This is a genomic window from Janthinobacterium sp. 61 (assembly GCF_002846335.1).
GTDB lineage: Bacteria > Pseudomonadota > Gammaproteobacteria > Burkholderiales > Burkholderiaceae_D > Janthinobacterium.
The window spans coordinates 2,043,305-2,061,268 of sequence record NZ_PJMQ01000001.1; the positions used below are offsets into that span (position 1 = coordinate 2,043,305).

The 17,964-nt window shown below is 63.7% G+C and carries 14 protein-coding genes; 6 read left to right on the forward strand and 8 right to left on the reverse strand.

Features of this window, described 5'->3' with window-relative positions:
- Positions 1-55: 55 nt before the first annotated feature.
- Positions 56-979, forward strand: coding sequence for a LysR family transcriptional regulator (locus CLU92_RS09360; protein ID WP_101481667.1), 924 nt, complete (start codon positions 56-58; stop codon positions 977-979).
- Between the two features lie 3 nt (positions 980-982).
- Here the strand turns inward: CLU92_RS09360 and CLU92_RS09365 are convergent, their stop codons facing one another.
- The 3 genes from CLU92_RS09365 to CLU92_RS09375 form a co-directional block, all read right to left on the reverse strand.
- Positions 983-1,504, reverse strand: a complete 522-nt coding sequence (locus CLU92_RS09365) for an N-acetyltransferase (RefSeq protein ID WP_101481668.1) — start codon at positions 1,502-1,504, stop codon at positions 983-985.
- A gap of 55 nt (positions 1,505-1,559) precedes the next feature.
- Positions 1,560-2,072, reverse strand: coding sequence for a hypothetical protein (locus CLU92_RS09370; protein ID WP_101481669.1), 513 nt, complete (start codon positions 2,070-2,072; stop codon positions 1,560-1,562).
- Positions 2,073-2,163: 91 nt separating this feature from the next.
- Positions 2,164-4,587, reverse strand: a complete 2,424-nt coding sequence (locus CLU92_RS09375; RefSeq protein ID WP_101481670.1) for a DNA internalization-related competence protein ComEC/Rec2 — start codon at positions 4,585-4,587, stop codon at positions 2,164-2,166.
- A 208-nt stretch (positions 4,588-4,795) separates the two neighbouring features.
- On the opposite strand from CLU92_RS09375, the gene CLU92_RS09380 reads away from it, so the two are divergent.
- The 3 genes from CLU92_RS09380 to CLU92_RS09390 all read left to right on the forward strand — a co-directional run bounded on the left by CLU92_RS09380 (position 4,796) and on the right by CLU92_RS09390 (position 9,105).
- Positions 4,796-5,629, forward strand: coding sequence for a class I SAM-dependent methyltransferase (locus CLU92_RS09380; protein WP_180338473.1), 834 nt, complete (start codon positions 4,796-4,798; stop codon positions 5,627-5,629).
- A gap of 115 nt (positions 5,630-5,744) precedes the next feature.
- Entirely contained in the window at positions 5,745-7,028 is a 1,284-nt protein-coding gene (locus CLU92_RS09385; RefSeq protein ID WP_101481671.1) for a hypothetical protein, read from the forward strand.
- Positions 7,029-7,116: 88 nt separating this feature from the next.
- Positions 7,117-9,105, forward strand: a complete 1,989-nt coding sequence (locus CLU92_RS09390; RefSeq protein WP_101481672.1) for a helicase-related protein — start codon at positions 7,117-7,119, stop codon at positions 9,103-9,105.
- A gap of 104 nt (positions 9,106-9,209) precedes the next feature.
- Here the strand turns inward: CLU92_RS09390 and CLU92_RS09395 are convergent, their stop codons facing one another.
- The 5 genes from CLU92_RS09395 to CLU92_RS09415 all read right to left on the reverse strand — a co-directional run bounded on the left by CLU92_RS09395 (position 9,210) and on the right by CLU92_RS09415 (position 14,626).
- Positions 9,210-10,451 carry a sorbosone dehydrogenase family protein gene (locus tag CLU92_RS09395; protein WP_101481673.1) on the reverse strand — a complete coding sequence of 414 codons (1,242 nt, stop codon included), beginning with the start codon at positions 10,449-10,451 and terminating at the stop codon, positions 9,210-9,212.
- Positions 10,452-10,455: 4 nt separating this feature from the next.
- Entirely contained in the window at positions 10,456-11,253 is a 798-nt protein-coding gene (locus CLU92_RS09400) for a TatD family hydrolase (protein ID WP_101484588.1), read from the reverse strand.
- A 22-nt stretch (positions 11,254-11,275) separates the two neighbouring features.
- Positions 11,276-12,001, reverse strand: a complete 726-nt coding sequence (gene lolD / locus CLU92_RS09405; RefSeq protein WP_101481674.1) for a lipoprotein-releasing ABC transporter ATP-binding protein LolD — start codon at positions 11,999-12,001, stop codon at positions 11,276-11,278.
- A 16-nt stretch (positions 12,002-12,017) separates the two neighbouring features.
- Entirely contained in the window at positions 12,018-13,283 is a 1,266-nt protein-coding gene (locus CLU92_RS09410; protein WP_101481675.1) for a lipoprotein-releasing ABC transporter permease subunit, read from the reverse strand.
- Between the two features lie 65 nt (positions 13,284-13,348).
- The gene (locus tag CLU92_RS09415; RefSeq protein WP_101481676.1) at positions 13,349-14,626 is read right to left on the reverse strand and encodes a lipoprotein-releasing ABC transporter permease subunit; all 1,278 of its coding nucleotides are present in this window, start codon (positions 14,624-14,626) and stop codon (positions 13,349-13,351) included.
- A 161-nt stretch (positions 14,627-14,787) separates the two neighbouring features.
- Between CLU92_RS09415 and CLU92_RS09420 the strand changes: the two genes are divergently transcribed.
- Together CLU92_RS09420 and recJ are read left to right on the forward strand one after the other, a co-directional pair.
- On the forward strand, positions 14,788-15,840 hold the full coding sequence (locus CLU92_RS09420) for a hypothetical protein (protein WP_101481677.1): 1,053 nt from the start codon (positions 14,788-14,790) through the stop codon (positions 15,838-15,840).
- Entirely contained in the window at positions 15,837-17,537 is a 1,701-nt protein-coding gene (gene recJ, locus CLU92_RS09425) for a single-stranded-DNA-specific exonuclease RecJ (protein ID WP_101481678.1), read from the forward strand. The genes CLU92_RS09420 and recJ overlap by 4 nt, the downstream gene beginning before the upstream one ends.
- Positions 17,538-17,964: the final 427 nt, after the last annotated feature.

Sequence of the window (17,964 nt, forward strand, 5' to 3'; positions counted from 1 at the left end):
CTTGACGGAATACGCCCCGTGCGGTCTACTGGCCTCTTTTGCCGGGAGTCACACGATGTCGATGAAACTGATGTGGGAGATCCGCGCCTTTTGCACCGTCGTCGAAAAGCGCAGCTTCATCCACGCGGCGCGCATGCTGGGACGCTCGCCGTCGGCCGTCACGCGCGCCATCCAGTTCCTCGAAGACGCCATCGGCGCCGAGCTGATCCTGCGCACGCAAAAGCAGTTCACCCTGACGACGGCCGGCGAAACGTATTACGCGTCGGCCAAGCACTTGCTGGAAACGCAGGCCGAGGCGGAAGACCAATTGGCCGAGCTGAGCAACTCACCGCAAGGCTGGGTGCGCCTCTCGGCGCCGGAAATCCTCTCGCTGGGCTTCTTGCCGAAGGTGGTAGCACAATTTTCGCGCGACTACCCGAACGTCTCCGTGGACATCCATTTTTCGGACAAATCAATCGACCCCATCCAGGAAAAGCTGGACTTCGCCATCCGCGGCGCCTTCCCCCAGTCGAGCGAGCTGATCGGTTATCCCCTGTGGAATTACCGCCGCTACATGTACGCTTCGCCCAGCTATATAGCCCGCATGGGCGCGCCGGACGAACCGGAAGAGCTGGCCGGCCACGACATCATCATGCACTCGGCCCCGCGCATCCTGCGCGACTGGCATTTCGTCTCTGCTACGCGCAATGTGCGCTACCAGGTGCAACCGCGTTTCCGCTTCACTTCCGGCATCGCCACCTTCCAGGCCGCCCTCGAAGGCGCCGGCATCGTGCGTCTGGCCAGCTGGCTGGCCGAGCCTGCCGTGGCCGCCGGCACCCTGCGCCGGGTCTGCACGGCGTACCGGCTGACGTCGTCAAAGGAGCTGGACCCCAGCATCCACGCCGTCTACGGCACCTCGCGCATGGCCAAGGGGGCGCGGCTGTTTCTGGAGTATGTGCGGCAGCGGGGGCTGGAGATACCCGACGAACGGGCAAGTTAGCGCCTATTGCGCGACGACGGCATCGCTATACACGGCAAACTGCGCGCCATCGAAAACAAAACCGGCCACTTCGCGCATGCCCAGCCTCTCATGCGCACGCAGCGAGCCGATATTGTCGTGCCGGATGAACAGCACCGCCTCCGCCCCGCCATGCTGCGCGCGCAGGGCTGCGTACAGCAGCGCCAGCAAGCCCTGCCCCCGCTCCGAGTCCGCAATGCAGACGGGGCCATACACATAGGCGTTGTCACTTCCCGCATACGCGGCAAGCATGGCCAGCACCACGGGCGCCTGCACGGTGGCTGGCGCCGCACTGAACAATACGCCAACGACAGGCCCATCGGCCACGCGCCGCGCCACGATGACGGGCGAAGCGCCATCCGCCATGGTCGCCACCTTTTCCAGTGAAAACTCGCCCGTCAGGCTGCCGCCCTGAGAAGGGGAGTTGGCTTGCAGCAAGGCAGTGATGGCGTCGATATCGGCGGTTTTGGCCGTGCTGACAAGATAAGTTGTGCCGGGGTACGTCAATTCATTCTCCCTTGAGCATCGCGACGGCGAGCCCGGCGCGCGCAGCAATTGGCGATTATTTTTTCACGTAAATGCAAAGCGGCGTATCCAGCACGCATGCCACATCATAAAGTGGCGCCTCGCCACGAAACGATATCGCGATCAGCATCAGCGGCGTCAATGTGCCGTGAGCAATAAACGTCTCCACATAACCCTCGGAACCGACGTGGTGGTAAGCCACCTCCGGCGCTTTCGGTGACGGCACTTCCCCGACCATGGAGCTTCCCTTGAATTGAAAAATCAGCGCACAGCCTTTTCTTTCCGCCTGTTGCGCCGCGCCTTGCAGTTCCTGAGACAGTGTCACGTAGGGGAAAATGCCCTGCAGTTGCCGCGAGTTCACGATAGCCTCGGCGGTTGGAAGGTCCGTCACATGAAACAGATACGGATGTTGCAGGCGAACGGCGTCAGTTTGCCTCCCCTGCAAGTCAAACTGACGGGACTTTGCCGGCTTGCTTTGCAAACGGATACGTTCCTCAAAGCCGACCTGCGGCATGGCCGCTTCTTTCTTGCACCAGTCAAACAGCCCCATCTTTATCCTTTTAGCATGGTCCAGGCAGCGACGTGCGCCGCCAAACCCCAATCATAGAGAGATGTGGCATGAAACTCAACGACCCAGGCCACTAGCGCCCATGCCAGTAGCGCGGCCGGCTGCTGCGATACAGCGTCACGTCAATATCCGCGCCAAACGCCAGCACCACTGCCCCCGTCACGTCCGTGCGCAAGCGGGTAATCCCCATGTCGCCATAGCGCGCATATACCTGCGCTTTCGGATGTTTATAGCGGTTGCGATGTCCGACCTGGAAAATCGCCAGATCGGGATGGACGGCGTTCAAAAACGCCTGTGTCGACGAGGTGCCGCTACCATGATGGGGCGCCAGCAGCACGTCGGCCGCCAGGTCGCCGTGCGCCGAGCGCGCCAGCAATTGCGCTTCCTGCGCCGCTTCGATGTCGCCGGCCAGCAAAATTGCATGCTTGCCCGCAGTGATTTTCACGGTGCAGCTGCGGGCGTTCGGTTTCAATGAAATGTCCGTGTGGCTGACGGGCAAAGGGTGCAACATGGTGAACTGTACGCCTTCCCAAGTCCAGCTCTGGCCCGCCATGCAGTGCAGATAGGGCCGGTGCAACTCCCGCCGGGCCTCGATGGCCGGGTGACCGTCGAACAGGGACGAGGCCAGCCAGCCCACGTCTATGTTTTCCAGCAAGGACATGGCACCGCCCGCGTGATCGAGGTCGCTGTGGGAAATAATCACGCCGTCGAGCTTGGCGATGCCGCGCGCACGCAAGTACGGCACGATGACCCTGCTGGCACCATCGGAATCGAGGCTGTAGGCGGGCCCCGTGTCGTACAGCAGGCGGTGGCCGTGGGTTTCCACCAGCACGGCCATGCCTTGTCCCACGTCAAAGGCCGTGATCCACATCTGGCCAGCTGGCGGGCTCGATGGCAAGGCTGTCAGCAGGGGCAGCCAGCCCAGCATGCCCGCCCAGCGATGGGGCCATCCCCTGGGCGCCAGCAGCCATGCCGTGCCAAACAATGCCCAGCAAAAACTCCACATTGGCGGCGCGGGCGCCGTCCACACGGCAAAGCGGCGTGCGCCCAGCCAGTCCAGCACTTGCGCCAGCACTTGCACGATGGCGTGCGCCAGCAGCAACAGCCAGTCGCACAGAGGCGCGGGCAGCAGGCTGCCAGCCAGCGACAGGGGCGTGACGACCAGGCTGATGACGGGAATGGCCAGCGCATTGGCCACGGGGCTGACCAGCGACACTTGCGAGAACAGCAGCATCGTCAGCGGCACCAGCCCCACCGTCACCACATACTGCGTGTGCGCGCCCAGCGCCACGGCGGCACGCATACGCCGCCAGCGGCTGGCGTTCTCTGGCAAGGGGGCCGTGGTGCGGCCCGCCGTCGCGTACAGCATGGTGGCGACGGCGCCGAATGACAGCCAGAATCCGGGCCACAGCACGGCCCACGGATCGAGCAGCAGCACCACGCCCAGCGCCAGGCACAGCACGTGGCCTATGCTGGTGATGCGCCCCAGCCACAAGGCCAGTGCCACCACCAGCAGCATGTATAAAGTGCGCTGCGCGGGCACGCCGAAGCCGGCCAGCAACACATAGACAAATGCCGCCAGCGCGCCGGCCAGCGCCGCCACCTTTTGCGCCGGCAGCAGCAAAGGCAGTTGATTGTCCGTGAAAAACGAGCGCCGCCACAGCGCGCCCGCTCCCAGGGCGAACAGGCCCGCGATCATGGTGATGTGCAAGCCGGAGATCGAAATCAAATGACTGACGCCCGTGCGGTTGAATACTTGCCAGTCCGACTGGGGAATGGCACGCTGGTCGCCCACCACCAGCGCCACGATCACGCCTGCATACTGTTTTCCTTCCAGCCTGCGCAGGATACGCGCGCGCAGTGTCGCGCGGCTGGCCTCCACCACATTGCCGAAAGCGGGCACGAAGGCTGCCAGGCGCAGGTTCGGCGTATCGGCGCGCGGCTGCGGCCGTACATAGCCCGTGGCGCGCACGCCCTGCTCCAGCAGCCACGCCTCGTAGTCAAAACCCATGGGATTCGCATTGCCGTGCGGACGCTGCAGCCGTACTGTCAAACGCCAGCGCTCGCCAGGCTGCACGTCGCCCACCTCGTTCGTCACTTCATCGCGAAAGCCCGCGTACCAGGACAGGGCGATCAGGGGCGGCACCTTCGCCCCCACCGACTTTTCCACGGCAAAATTGAAACGCACACCCTGCTCGAAGCGGTACGGCAGGCTGGCGACCGTGCCAGTGACGGTGATGGCCTGTCCTTCATCGGCCAGCGCCAGTTGTGGCGACAAGGCGGCCTGGGCCAGCCAGGCGGCCCAATAAAAGCCCAGTGCCACGCCAGCGGCGAAGCCGACAATGCAGCGCCAGTATGTGTGATGGCGCAGCAGCAGTACAGTCATCAGCGACACACCAGCGATCACCCACAGCAGCGCGCGCGCATGCGGCGGCAAGCTTGCCTGCGTCTGCAGCCAGGCGGCGCCAGCGGCAAAGCCAAGTATCAGGGTGCGCATGGGAAGGCAGGATCAAGGCAGGATCGTCGCTCGCTGCGAAAGGTACTCGGATACTCTGATCGTTTTCCACTCTTTGCCGTCTGATCTGGCGCAATGGTGACGTGGATAAGGACGTCCATGCACGCCATCCGTTGCCACCATTGACAATACTTCCCCCATGCTAAGATGACCATCCGGCGCCCGGGCGCCATGACTTGGCGGACCTTGCATGAGCCCACTGACAGCGGCCGAAACCTATTTGCACGACTTTCATCAAAGGCAAGTCGGCGTGACCAGTGCCGCGTTTGCCCACCTGCCCGCCCACTCCCCAACGGGCACCTGGGACTCATCCTATGCAGCACTGACCGACCTCGTGCCGGTCGGCAATAGCCCCTTGACGGTGCTCGACCTGGCCTGTGGCGACGGCCATCTGCTGGGCTTGCTGGCCGCCAGGCGGCAGCCAGCACTGCATTTGACCGGTATCGACATGAGCGACGCTGAACTGGCCGTCGCGCGCGCCGCCTTGCCCGCATCCGTACGCTTGCAACAGGGACGCGCCCAGGCGCTGGACTTGCCATCGTCCAGCGTGGATTATCTCGTCTCGCACATGGCGCTGATGCTGATGGACGATGTCGAACAGGTCATGCGCGAAATGCGCCGCGTGCTGCGACCCGGCGGCCAGTTGGCCGCCATCGTCGGCCGGACTTTTTTACTGGGCGAGGTGAATGACGTATTCATGCGCGTCTTCAAGCCCATCGCCAGCGACGCGCTGCCGCAGCTGCGCTTCGGCGACCGGCGTGCGGGGTCGGAGGCCGGCTGGCGCGAGCTGCTCGACGGCAGTTTCGACCACATCGCGTTTGACGACATCGACGTGCCCTGGTCGCCCACGCCAGGCGAACTGTGGGACGCCTTGCTGGACACCTACGATATTGACCGCCTGGACGATGACGCCAGGCAGCGCCTGCGCGGCGCGTTCCTCGATGCCGTGGCGCATCTGCAAACCGGTGACGCAGTGATCACCACCGGCTGGGGGCTGCGCCTGGTGCGCGCGCGCGCCGCCTGAAAACGCTGCACGGAAAATTACTTTCATAGTAATATTGCCTTTATGAAAATTATCGTTGACACCACGGCGTCGAGCGCAGTGTATGGTAGCGATAGGACACCATAAGGACACAGGCATGCCCCCATTCAAGAAACTGATCCTCGTCGCCATGCTGAGCTACGGCGCCACGGCAGCATCCGCTGCCAGCGTAGCCGAGTACAACAGTCCCGACAGATATGACTGGTGGAAATACTTGCAGTTACTGGAGAAAAATGTTCAGCAGGAAATGCCGGCCGGCTCTACAGTCCAGGCCTCGGATGCGCAGCGCATGCAATTGTTGCGCGCCGTGGGCTCACCGCTGCAGCGCCTGGGCACGGCGCGCGCGATGCTCGGTGACAGCATGGGCGCCATCGCCGCCTTCGATACCTTTGAGCAGCTCACCCTGTATCAGCAAAGAAAGGGGCAGCCGCATGCCGACGACGATGCGCGCCTGGCCGCCGCCACGCCTCGCGACGCCATACACGCCATTGTCGAAGCGGCCAGCAAGCGGCAGATCGTCATCCTCAACGAATCCCACCATGTGCCCATGCACCGGGCGTTTGCCGCGGCGCTGGCGCGCGAGCTGCGCAAGATCGGCTTCGACACCCTCGCGGTGGAGACCTTTGGCACGACTCCGAATGCATGGCCCTACATCCATGAACAGACCGGCTACTATTCGAATGAGCCCGTGTTTGGCCACTTCTTGCGCGAGGCGCGCCAGGACGGATGGGCCTTCGTCCAATATGAAGAAGAGCGCGCGGACCGTGGCGCGGACGACTATCCGCGCCAGCGCGAACTGGAACAGGCCGAAAATATCCAGTCCAGGATCTTCGCCAGCCGCCCCAATGCCCGCGTATTCATCTATGTCGGCTATTCGCACAGTGTGGAAACGCCCATCGCGAACAAAAGGGAGGACGACGTCCGCATGGCCTCGCACGTGCGCCGCATCACCGGCATCGATCCACTGACGATAGACCAGACCGTCATGTACGCGCACGCGGCGCCGGGTGCGGAACAGGCGTCATACCAGCAGGCGCAGGCCAAGTCGGACAGCCAGCGCCCCTTTGTGCTGCTCGGGCCGGGCGGACAACAGGAAGTATTTGGCGCCTACCGCAACGGCGTGGACATGCAGGTCATCCATCCGCGCTACGCCGCCGGCGCCAGCGGGCGTCCGGGATGGTACGCCATGCTGCCCCAGCTTCAGCCACATAGGATTCCCGCCAACCTCTACCCCGCCACCGGCAGAAAGCTGATCACGGCGCGCGCCACTGGCGCGGACCTGCATGCCGTGCCTTACGACGCCATCGTGATTTCGGCCGATGCGCCAGCACCGCAGTTGATGCTGCCGCCCGGCTCCTACACGCTGCTGGAAAGCCTTTGAAGGAGGCGGCGCCACCGTGCGCCGGGCAAAATCTTTTGCCCGGCGCACGGTATAATCGGCCTCGCTTACTTCAACACCCAGGCACGACATGACTTCCTCCGCACCTCCTCCCGATACTTCCACCGCCATTTCCGACAGCACCGAAGACAATAACGACGCAACCCTGGTCGCGGAACTGGGGGAACTGGCCGAGCATATCCGCCTGGTCAAGATGGAGGGGCGAGTCTTCGTGCGCTTTTCCGGCGTGGTCAAGGCGGGTCACCTGGTGGTGCCCTATGCGCTGGTGCCGGCACAGGGCGTGCTGGCGCGGCCGGCCAAGTGGCGCAAGATGGACCGCGAAACCAAGCTGGCCCTGGTGCGCGAACGGGCCAGCGCGGCCATCTTCGATGAGTTGCGCCAGCATGTGATGGATTTCGTCGCCGATATCGCTGGCCTGAGCGAAGACGTGGACACGGACCCGATGGTCTTCCTGCACACCTTGGCCGACATGCAGACGTCGGAACCTGCAGGCATGGTCTTCGACCGCATCCGCCAGCGCTTCAACCACGCCATCGAGCGCCAGCAGGAAGAGCAGCACGCAGCGCGCACGCGCCAGAGCATCAACCTGGCCGAGTATCCGGCCTCGTTCGAGATGGCGCGCCGCCTGCCGCGCCGCTTCATCGCCCTGCTGGGCCCCACGAATTCCGGCAAGACACACCGCGCCATGGAAGCGCTGGTGAAGGCGAAAAGCGGCATTTATCTCGCGCCCCTGCGCCTGCTGGCCCTGGAAAACTACGAACGCCTGCAGGAAGCCGCGCCGCATGGCAAGCCGCTGGCCGTGAGCCTGATCACGGGCGAGGAGCGTCGCGTCGTCGAGGGCGCCACGCACGTGGCCAGCACGGTGGAAATGCTGGACACGAAAACCGTCGTCGAAGTGGCCATCATCGATGAAATCCAGATGCTGGCCGACCCGGACCGGGGCGCCGCGTGGACGGCGGCCGTCTGCGGCGCGCCGGCCCACACCGTCTACCTGGTAGGGGCGCCCGAAGCGCGGCGCGCCATCGAAGCGCTGGCCGAACGCCTGGACTGCCCGCTGGAGGTGCATGTCTTGAAGCGCATGGCGCCCCTGTCGATGGAGCCGACCGCCGTGCGCAAAGTGCGCAACTTGCGCCGCGGCGATGCCGTCATCGCCTTTTCTCGCCGCGAAGTGCTGATGTGGCGCGACATGATTACGGAAACGGGGCTGTCGGTGGCCACCGTCTACGGCAACCTGTCGCCCGAAGTGCGGCGCGCGCAGGCGCAGCGCTTCCGTGACGGCACGGCCGATATCGTGGTCGGCACGGACGCGCTGGCGATGGGCTTGAACATGCCGATCGCGCGCATCGTCATGACTACCTGCGTCAAATACAATGGCCGCGAAGAAGAAGAGATTTCAGCGGCGCTGGCGCGCCAGATCGCCGGGCGCGCGGGCCGCTATGGCGTGCATGAAGAGGGTTTGGTGGCCGGCTACGACAACGAGACGCATGAAGTAATGCGCGCGCTGCTCCAGGAAAAGCTGCACCCGCTGAACACCAGCGGCTTTGCCGTGGCGCCATCGCTCGAACATCTGCACCGCATTTCGTCGGTGACTGGCGAGCTGTCGCTATCAAAACTGCTGCGCCGCTTCATCCACAATATCGACGTGCCGGACGGCTTTTTCTTCCCCCGCATCACGGAAGACCAGAAGGAGCGCGCCATCTGGCTCGACACCCTGCCCCTGTCCGTGGCCGACAAGTTCACCCTGTCGCTGGTACCTATCTCCAGCAAGGTGCCGTCCTTGCAAACGGCGTGGGAACACTGGTCGAAGAATCTGTCGTTGGGCAAGACCTCAACCCTGCGCCAGCACGCGTATGGCGGTGGCACACAGAATCTGCAGCAAGTGGAAGACACCTGCCGCTACTACTCCGCGTATGCGTGGCTCAGCTACCGCCTGCCAGAATTTTTCCCCGACATCGCCGTGGCGCAAAACCTGTCACGCGACGCCTCGGAACGTGTCGATTCCATCCTGCGCGCGCACAATGCGGCATCGCGCGGACGCTCCGGCAAAAAGTTCAAATAAGCGTCCGCTGATTTCCAGAAGCCAGCCCTGGTCGGTGGTGGGATGCCTGGCCGGTCGTAGAGCAATGAGGCGACCTCGCACTGAGCGAGGGCAGGCCATCGGCATTAAGGTTTGGGCGTCTCATAGTGCAGCTTCAGCACCAGGCCATTATGGTCATCGGCCATATAGATGTCGCCATCCTGTCCCAGCTTCACGTCGACGGGCGCGCCCCTGCCCTGCTTGCCCTTGCGCTCCCAGTTGCCGATCAACTCGACGGACTTGCCCAACGGCGCGCCCGCCTTGTCGGGCAGCAGGGCCACGAGGCGGTGGCCATTGCTGCGGTAGCCGTGGTAGCCGATGATCAGACTGTTCTTGTACAGATCCGGGAAGCGGCTGGCCGTATAGAACGTCATGCCCAGCGGCGCGGCGTGGCCGGGCAGCAGGCGCTGGGGCGCCGCGTATTGGGCGGAGCAAGCCGTCTTCGGATACTCCGGGCTGGCCACGTTGTCGTCATAGCAGTACGGCCAGCCGTAGTGGCGATCTGCCTTGATCAGATTCAGTTCTTCATGCGGCAGGTTCTCGTCGCTTTTCAGCTGCGGCAAGGCGGCCTGGATGGCGTCGCGCGCGTTTTCCGCTTGCCACAGCTCGCCCGTGGCCGGGTGGAAGGCCAGCGCCATCGAATTGCGCAAGCCGCGCGCATGCGTGCGCCAGCTTGTCACCGTGCCGGCAGGCCAGTCCATTTTGTATTCGCGGATGGCACCCAGCGCCTCCGGCCCCTCCGCCGAGGCGCATGGTTTGCTCGCATCGGGCGCCTTGCCATCGTTCTCGCAATGGTCGGTGCTGGAACCCACGTTCACATACAGGTCGCCCCTGGGGCTGAAGCGCATGTTCGTCAGCAGGTGCAAGCCCATGCCCGGCAGGCGCGGCGTCTTCGCCGTGCCGCCGATCACGTCGGTGCGGGTGCGCGTGGTGTCGCGCAAGTCGAAGCGGAAAATGCGTCCCACCTCGCCCACGTAGACCATGCCGTCCGGTCCCTGCACGATGCCATTCGGGCGATCGAGCTTGTCGAGCAGCAGCTTGCGCTCGTAGCCGGCGCCGGCAGCCTTGCGCTGCAACAGCCACAATTTACCTAGCTTTGGCGCCCATCCCGCCATGTCCGTAACGAGGATGTCGCCATTTGTCAGCGGCAGCACGCCACGGGGGAATTTCAGGCCGTCGGCCAGCACGGCCACGCAAAAGCCGGGCGGCGTGGTGACATCGAGGCGCGGCATGCCGTCGCACTGGCTGCTGGTCGTCGCCGCCATGGCGTGGCCAAACACGGTGGACATGCAGGCTGCCATGGCGCCCGCGAGCATTTTCTTGTTCATGGTCTCATTCCATCAAGGGTAAACGGGGCAGCACGGCGCGCGCATTGGCGCTGGTTTGCGCCGCAACGTCAGCAAGCTCCAGGCCGCGCAATTCGGCCAGCACGGCGCCGATGCGCGGCAATTCTTCGGGGCTGTTGCGGCCAGGGTGGATCCAGCTGGGAGAAATATCGGGCGCGTCCGTCTCCAGCACGATGGACGCCAAAGGCAGGTCCGTCGCCATGCGGCGTATCTGCAGCGCGCGGGTAAACGTCATGGCGCCGCCGAAACCGAGCTTGAAACCGAGATCGATATAACCCTGCGCCTGCTGGAAGCTGCCATTGAATGCATGCGCGATGCCGCCGTTCGGGCGGATCTGGCGCGCATGCTTGAGGACGATGTCCTGCGAGCGGCGCACATGTGTCAGCACGGGCAGGTCGAAGTCGCGGGCGATTTTCAGCTGCTCGCGCAAAAAATGCTCCTGCTTGGCGCGCATGGCCGGTTCGCACAGTATGGGAATGAAGAAGTCCAGGCCGATTTCGCCGATGGCGACGAAACGCGGGTCATTCATGGCCTGCGCCACTGCATCGCGCAGGGCGATCAAATCGTCTTCGGTGGCGTGCGGCACGTAGATCGGGTGTATGCCAAGGGCAAAGCAGGCGTTGGGCGCCATTGCCGCCAGGTCGCGCACGATGCTGAAATTGGCCCGTTCGACGGCGGGAATGACGATCATCGCCACGCCTTGAGCGCTTGCATGCGCCGCCACCTGCAGCGATTCGCTGCCGAATTCGTGCGCGTCGAGGTGGCAGTGCGTATCGATCCACAGCATGGCGGCTCCTTGGTATTGCTCAGTATTGGTAAGGCTGCAGCCCCTCATCCGTCAGGCGCAGCACGCGGTCGCAGCGCTTGGCCAGTTCGATATCGTGCGTGACGATGACGAAGGCCGTGCCCAGAGTGCGCGACAGTTCCAGCATCAGGTCAAAAATTTGTTCGGCGGTGGCGTGATCGAGGTTGCCCGTCGGTTCATCGGCCAGCACGCAGGCCGGCTGCGTGACGAGGGCGCGCGCCAGGGCCACGCGCTGACGCTCGCCGCCCGACAATTCGCCCGGCGTGTGCGTAACGCGCTTGGCCAGGTTCACCCGCGTGAGAATTTGCTGCGCCAGGTCGGTGGCCTGGGCGCGCTTCATGCGCCGTATCATCAGGGGCATGGCGACGTTGTCCAGCGCGGAAAACTCGGGCAGCAGGTGGTGGAACTGGTAGACGAAGCCCAGCGAGGCATTGCGCAAGTCGCCGCGCGCCTTTTCGCTGAGGGTGGCGAAATCCTTGCCCAGCAGGGTCACCTTACCACTGGTGGGCGTATCGAGCCCGCCCAGCAGGTGCAGCAGGGTCGATTTTCCGGAACCGGAAGCGCCGACGATGGCGACCCGTTCGCCACGGTGGATATCGATGTCGATGCCGGCCAGCACCTGCACCTTGTAGCTGCCTTGCGTGAAAGTCTTTCCCAGGCCTCGGCAGGACAGGACGGCAGAATCAGCGGAAGCGCCGTTGGAGGCAGGTTTGTTCAGATCGGTCATGGTAGTAGTCAGTGGTTTATTCATAGCGCAGGGCTTCCGCAGGTTTGACGCGGGCAGCCCACCAGCTTGGGTACAGGGTCGCCAAAAAGGCGAGGATCACGGCCAGCACGCCGATCTTGGTGACGTCGGGCCAGCGCAGGTCGGACGGCACGGTGCTGATGAAGTAAATGTCCTTGGAGAGGAATTGCACGCCCAGCAAATGCTCGATGAAGGGCACGATGACGTCGATGTTCATCGCCACCAGCACGCCGCCGCCCACGCCCAGTATCGTGCCCAGGATGCCCACCAGCGCGCCCTGGATCATGAAGATCTTCATGATGGAGCGGGGCGAGGCGCCCAGGGTGCGCAGGATCGCGATATCGGCCTGCTTGTCCGTCACCGTCATCACCAGGGTCGACACAAGGTTGAAGGCGGCCACCGCGATGATCAGGGTCAGGATGATGAACATCATGCGCTTTTCCGTCTGAACGGCGGCGAACCAGTTGGCGTTCAGTTTCGACCAGTCGCGCAGCCACAAGTCGCCCGGCATGGTCTTTTTCAGTTCCGCCGCCACTTGCGGTGCCTGGTTCATGTCGGCCAGACGCAAACGCAGGCCGGACGGGCCGTCGAGGCGCAGCAGGCGCTGGCCGTCTTCGATATTGATGAAGGCCAAACCGGCGTCGAATTCATTATGGCCCGCCTGGAAGATGCCGCTGACGGTGAAGCTGCGCATGCGCGGCAGCACGCCGGCCGGCGTGACCTGGCCCTGCGCCAGCATCAAGGTGACTTTTTCACCGAGGTTGACGCGCAGGGCGCGCGCCAGCTCGATGCCCAGCACGATACTGAAGGTGCCCGGCTGCAGCGCCTTGAAGCTGCCCATGCGCGTCTGGCCGGCCACGTCGGAGACATTCGGCTCTTCCTCGGGCAGCACGCCGCGCACGATGGCGGGGCGCAGCGCATCGTCGCGCAGCAGCATGCCCTGCGTTTCCACGAATGGCGCGGCGCCCTTGACAGCGGGATTCTTGAATGCCTGCGCAGCTTCCGCGCGCCAGTCCGGCATGCTGCCGCTGTTGTCGAACACTTCCACGTGGGCCAGCACGGACAGCATGCGGTCCGTCACTTCCTTCTGGAAGCCGTTCATCACGGACAGCACGACGATCAGCGCCGCCACGCCCAGGCCAATGCCGGCCATGGAAATGAGCGAGATAAAGGAGATGAAACTGTTGCGGCCACTGCGCTTGCCGGCCCGCGTGTAGCGCAAGCCGACCAGCCATTCGAAAGGAATATTTTTTAACATGCTCATTGATTCGCTATTTCTAAGGGGTCAGACCCGCCGGGTCTGAGCCCAGCAGTTTGTTGATCAGCCATTTACTCATAGCGCAGCGCCTCGGCCGGCTTGACACGCGCGGCGCGCCAGCTCGGGTAGATGGTCGCCACCAGCGCGAGGCCAAAGGCGATGAGGCCGATCTGCGCCACGTCCAGCCAGTGCACGTCCGACGGCACGGCGCTGATCTGGTAGATTTCCTTGGAGATGAAGTGCAGGCCGAAGATGCCTTCGATGAAGGGCACGATGACGCCCACGTTTAGCGCCAGCACGACGCCGCCGATCACGCCCAGGGCACTGCCCAGCAAACCCACCAACGCGCCCTGGATCATGAAAATCTTCATGATGGAGAATGGCGAGGCGCCCAGGGTGCGCAAAATGGCGATGTCGGCCTGCTTGTCGGTGACCGACATCACCAGGGTCGATACCAGGTTGAACGCGGCCACGGCGATGATCATGCTGAGGATGATGAACATCATGTTCTTCTGGCTTTGCACCAGCGCATACCAGCTGGCACTGGCGCGCGACCAGTCGCGCATCCACAGCTGGCCCGGCATCGACGCTTTGAGTTCGCGCGCCACCTGCGGCGCCTTGTTCATGTCGTGCAGGCGCAAACGCAGGCCGGATGGGCCATCGAGCTGCAGCAGCTGCTCGGCATCCTGCATGTTCACAAACGCCAGGCTGCCATCGAGTTCATTGTGACCTGCCTCAAAGATGCCGGCCACCTTGAGCGCGCGCATGCGCGGCATGACGATGCCGTTGGCCGGGTCGCCCGCCTTCGGCTCGCGTTCCAGCATCAGGGTGACGTTCTGCCCCACTTTCACGTCGAGCGCCTTGGCCAAGTCGATGCCCAGCACGATGTTGTACGAGCCTTGCGTCAAGTCCTTGAAACTGCCCTGCTTCATCTGGGAGGCCACGCTGGAGACGGTCGCTTCCTGCTGCGGCAGCACGCCGCGCACGATGGACGGGCGCATGGTTTCGTCATTGAGCAGCATGCCCTGAGTTTCCACGAACGGCGACACGGCCTTGACTTGCGGATTGGCGTAGGCGGCGCGCTCCTGCGCCTGCCAGTTGGGCATGGAGCCGCTGGTATCGAACACCTCGACGTGGGCCAGCACCGACATCAGACGGTCGGTGACTTCCTTCTGGAAGCCGTTCATGACGGAGAGGACGACGATCAGGGCGGCCACGCCCAGGCCGATGCCGGCCACGGAAATGAGGGAGATGAAGGAAATGAAGCTATTGCGGCCACTGCGTTTCCCGGCACGCGTATAGCGCACGCCAACCTGCCACTCAAAAGGAAATTGTTTGATGATGCTCATGCGCTCCCGCGACAACGATAATATGCGAGCGCGCAGTGTGCCACACAAATGACACTCATGCGTGAAACACATCACCGGGGCGCCACTTTTCGCGCGCCCGCCGCCAAGGGAAAAACCGCGGGGACTACTCCCCCGGCGCCACAATCGCCTACAATCTCGGGATGAATCAACTTACCCTCGTCCTGCCCTTCGCCTTGCCCAATGCCGAGCTGGCTGCCGACCTGCTCAAGGTCTTGCAGGCGCCCGCCCTGGCGGCACTGCTGTCACGCACCTCCACCTGCAATTTGGAAACTTTTGACAACGCCAAGCGCCTGCTGCCACACGAAACGTGGCTGGCGCACGCGCTGAGCCTGTCGCCCGCGCCCAACGGCGAAGCGGCGCAGGCGGCCTTTGCGGCCCAGGCCATGCGCGGCTACGGCCTGGCGCCGGAACCGGGCGCGCGCTATTTCCTGCTGCATCCAGCCCATCTGGCCATCGCCCGCAGCCATATCAGCCTGGAAGACTTGCGCCAGCTCAAGCTCAGTGAAGTGGACGGCCGCGCCCTGTTCGACATTGCGGCCCCGTATTTCGACGAAATCGGCCAACCGCTGGCGTATGGCGACGCAAGCACCTGGTTCATGCGCGCCGATGCCTGGAGCGACTTGCAGTGCGCCTCGCCGGATGCCGCCACCACGCAGGACCTGTCAGTCTGGATGCCGGAAGGCGAACACGCGCGCGCCGCGCGCCGCCTGCAAAACGAAGTGCAGATGCTGTGGCATGAACATCCCGTCAACGCGGCGCGCGAAGAACGTGGCCTGAAAGCCATCAACTTCTTCTGGATCTGGGGCGCCAGCGTGGCCACGGCTGAACCTGTGCGCTGCGCGGCCAGCCTGCATACCAAGGACGCAGCCGGCTGGCTGGCCGCGCTGGCGGAACCAACGCTGCGCGATGCCAGTCCAAACAGTGTGCTGGCAAGCAAACAGGACGCGATTGTCGTGCTGGGCGGCCTGATCGAGGCGGCGCAGGCCCAGGAATGGGGCATGTGGCTGCAGCAGTTGCAGGCACTGGAAGCCGACTGGTTCGCGCCCCTGCTGGCGGCCGTAAAAGATGGCCGGCTTGCGCAGCTGCGCCTGGTGCTGAGCCACCGCGACGCCTGGCTAGCTTGCAGCACCAGCAAGCATGCGCAGCGCAAATTCTGGCGCGCGATTACCCTGAACAAGTTGAAAGCATCATGACCCGCACCCGCATCGCCACCCGTCCCTGCCCTTACCGCGAATCCGAACTGCTGCGCCAGGGCGGCATCCATCCCGTGCTGGCCCGCCTGTACGCCTCGCGCGGCCTGTCCGACGCGAAAGAACTGTCGAGCGAACTGGCGGCCCTGATGCCGCCGTCCGGCTTGCTGCACATCGGCGCGGCCGGCGTCTTCCTGGCCGACGCGATTGCCGCCAAGAAGCGCATGGTCATCGTCGCCGACTACGATTGCGACGGCGCCACCGCCTGCGCCGTGGCCATCCGCGGCTTGCGCGCCATGGGCGCCGACGTCGATTTCATCGTGCCCAACCGTTTTGAGTACGGCTACGGCCTGACGCCGGAAATCGTCGAACTGACGGCCCGCGAAAAGTCGCCCGACATCATCATCACCGTCGATAACGGCATCGCCAGCATCGACGGCGTGGCCGAGGCCAACCGGCGCGGCATCCAGGTCGTCGTTACCGACCACCATTTACCGGCCGACACCCTGCCCGACGCGGCCGTCATCGTCAACCCGAACCAGCCCGCCTGCGGCTTCCCCAGTAAACATCTGGCCGGCGTGGGCGTCGTGTTCTACGTCTTGCTGGCCCTGCGCGCAGAACTGCGCCGGCGCGGCATCTTTGATGCGCAGACGCAACCCAAGCTCGATAATCTGCTCGACCTGGTCGCGCTGGGCACAGTGGCCGACGTGGTGCGCCTCGATACGAACAACCGCATCCTCGTCGCGCAAGGCTTGAAACGCATGCGCAAGGGCAATATGCATGCGGGCGTGGCCGCCCTGTTCCGCGTGGCGGGCCGCGAAGCGCGCAGCGCCACGCCATTCGACCTGGGCTTTGCCCTGGGACCGCGCCTGAATGCGGCCGGGCGCCTGCAAGACATGTCACTGGGCATCGAATGCCTGATCACGGATGACGAAGGCCGCGCCTGGGCGCTGGCGCAGCAACTCAACGATATCAACCTGAAGCGCCGCGAAATCGAGGCGGAAATGCAGGACACGGCCCTGCTGCACCTGGACGACTTCGAACCGGCCAACAGCAGCACCATCAGTGTGTTCGACGAGTCCTGGCACCAGGGCGTGATCGGCATTGTCGCCTCGCGCCTGAAGGAAAAGTTTTATCGCCCAACGATCACATTTGCGCCCGGCGCGGACGGTTGGATCAAGGGTTCGGGCCGCTCGATTCCCGGCTTCCACTTGCGCGATGCGCTCGACCTGGTGTCGAAACGGGCGCCCAGCCTGATTGACAAGTTCGGCGGCCACGCCATGGCCGCAGGCTTGACCATCCGCGCCGACGCCTTCGAGGCGTTTTCCAAGGCCTTCGAAGCCGTGGGCCAGGCCTGGCTCAGCCAGCAACAGCTGGAAAGAGTGGTGGAAACGGACGGCCCCCTGGAAGACGCGTATTACACGACGGCTTTCATCGAACTGATGGATGGGCAAGTGTGGGGCCAGGGTTTCGCCCCGCCCGTCTTCTGCGACGAATTCCGCGTCGTCAGCCAGCGCATATTAAAAGAGCGCCATTTGAAACTGCTGCTGGAAAAGAACGGCGTGCGCTTCGACGCCATCTGGTTCGGCCACACGGACGCCCTGGGCGAACGCACAAGGGTCGCCTTCCGCCTCGATGCGAATGAATACAATGGCACGACCAAGGTGCAACTGATGGTGGAGCACGCCGAACCTATCTGATGGCACCGGCCCAAACCTACTGCGCGTCGCGCTTTGCGGCCGGCGATGCTCAACGTGCCCTGGCACGGTTGCGCTTCTCGGCCACAAATCACTGCCGCTCGCTACGGTTTGGTCAGGTGCCGTGATGTTTGTGGTCTTGTTGCTGTATCTCAAACTTGTGTGGAACAAAGTCATATCAAATCATGGCGATGGCCGACACAGGCCTACCCCACCTAAAAGGTGCCAAGCACCATGTTGACCGGCCTGAACCACCTCACGCTGTCCGTGCGCGGCCTGCCGCGCAGCGCCGTATCCAGGCATGGTGTTCGAAGCTGATGCTTGAAACATTATATTTGATAAATTCATTAAAATCATTACCCCACCAATAAGATCAAGCGTCGTTGCTGTAAAAAACGCTGTCACACATCGATACCGCTCTGATAACCTT